This window comes from Peptoniphilus sp. DNF00840, from assembly GCF_001553125.1.
Lineage (GTDB): Bacteria > Bacillota > Clostridia > Tissierellales > Peptoniphilaceae > Peptoniphilus_A > Peptoniphilus_A vaginalis.
The window spans coordinates 1-2,115 of sequence record NZ_KQ960242.1; the positions used below are offsets into that span (position 1 = coordinate 1).

Annotated in this window: 1 protein-coding gene; it reads left to right on the plus strand. The window is 31.8% G+C overall.

Annotation, left to right across the window (positions count from 1 at the left end):
- Positions 1–275: 275 nt before the first annotated feature.
- Positions 276–2,115 (plus strand): hypothetical protein (locus tag HMPREF1864_RS07095; RefSeq protein WP_156435962.1); only part of this gene is annotated, 1,840 nt, incomplete at its 3' end.

Consider the following 2,115-nt stretch of genomic DNA (forward strand, 5'->3'; position numbering starts at 1 on the left):
GTTCTTTACAAGATGGACAAGAATTAACATTATTAAGAGTTTCCTTAAAGTTTTTTAAACATTATAAGGCTTAGAATGATAGAAAAATTAAAAGGAATAACAGGACTAGTAGTTCCAAAAAAAGATAAAAGAAAAAATGATAGAAACATCTTATGCATCAAGGTATGCAACAGATGAAGAACTAGAAGAAGCTGCAAGATACTTTGCAGATAAAATAAAAGAAAATAATTGAAAAGGAGAGTTTAATGAAAGATAAATTTTTAAAGGAGAAAAAAATGAAAAATAAATTTTTAGCAGTTTCCATGGCATCCCTAATTCTTATGTCATCTTTTCCAGTGACTAGTCCAGTGTATGCCCTAGCTAATGAAGCCCTAGATGGAGTAACACAAGCAACGGAAAATGATAGCAATATGCTCAAGGAATTAACTAAGGATTCAAATGCAGAACAATTAGTAATAAGGGATGGAAGTTTTACTTATAAGTTAAAAGTATTTGTAAATAAAAACGCAAACTTTGTTGAAGGAATAGTCGATGAAACAGATACTGTGAATGGAGTATATGGTAATATTGCCATGATTTGGGAACAATTCAAGGGAGAAAACAAGGGACTCAAAAAATATGGCGGTAAAACTTTTGAAGAAATAAAAGCAATGCCAAGACCAGAAAATATTAATGTAATGGGTGAGAGTGATGATATTCCGATTAAAGTTCACAGTAAGATTCTTGAGTTTATTGCACGTGAAGATGCAAAAGAAGGAAAGGCAGAGAGAGAAAAGAAAAATGAACTTGCAAAAAGCCTTTATAAGTACAGATACAGATATGTTTATAAGAATACACAAATTTGGGATGCAGCAACTTTAAATCAGTTTTTAGAATCTTATAACAAGGCTAGAGGAGTTTTAGAAAAATCTAATCCAAGTGATGAAGAAATACGTGAAAGAATAAGTGACCTAGCAATAAAATATAAGGCAATCAAGGCAGCACCATTTTCAGAAGAAAAATACAAAGAACTTGTAAGACAAGCAGAAGAAAAAATTAACAACAAGGACCACTACACTCTTTCTACAATTGCTGAATTACAAAGAGTTCTATCAGAAGTTAAAAGTGATTATGATGCTGGCAAAATAAAAAATCTTCTAGAAATGAATAAGACAGAAGAGAAACTACAAAAAGCCCTGGATCAATTAGTTACCAAAGAAGAATCTAAGAGAAGGTTTACAATTAATGGAGAAATACTTCAATACGGAAATGAAAAAGAAAAATCCATGGCAAATCAATTTATGAATCCTAGTATCCTATTGATAGAAGAAGCCAACTCAAACATTTACGAACTAAGCTTTAAGAAGGGTTCATACCTTGGAATAACTGCTGAAGTCGAGGGATTAAAGTACAATAGAGAAAATGAAAATTGGCAAGATGCAAGTTTGGTAAATAGCCATAATGACACAAAAACTTTTAGATTAATTATGCCTAAATCAGATATAGAAAAAATTCATATAAAAACTAAGGCACATATGGGAGGACCAGGATTAGCAGAACAAGATGCAGTATTAAAACTTAATCTAAGCACAAAAAGACCTGAAGGAAGTCAACTTGAAGAAGGAAACAAGAAAAAATTAAAAGAATTTCTAGATTCAATACAAGAATTAAATAAAGATATTAACGATGGTCTTTATAAGGATCCGAAAAGTACTGAATTTAAAAATAAATATATAGAAGCTACTAAGCTTTTAGAAGCAAATCAAGTTACAGATGATGCAATAGATACAATTATCAGATCTATAAGAATCATCAAGCAAGATTTAGTATTAAAAGCTGTTGATGACTTTGGGCAAAAACTTGCGAAGGCTGAAGAAATAACTAATGATAATTCAAGCAAGGATAAGTATTCCGAAAAATCATTTTCTAAATTAAAACAAGCTGTTGATGCGGGGAATGCAGTTTGGGGAAAGAGATTCGATCAAACAAAAGAAGAACTTGCAAGGTTAATAGATTTACTTGATACAGCATTGGCAGACTTAAGAGAAAAGGGTCAAGAGGAAGAAGAGCATCCTACGGAAGGACAGGTATTTAGTGCGCCAGTAGAAGTGATGCACGCAGATATTCTGGGACAAA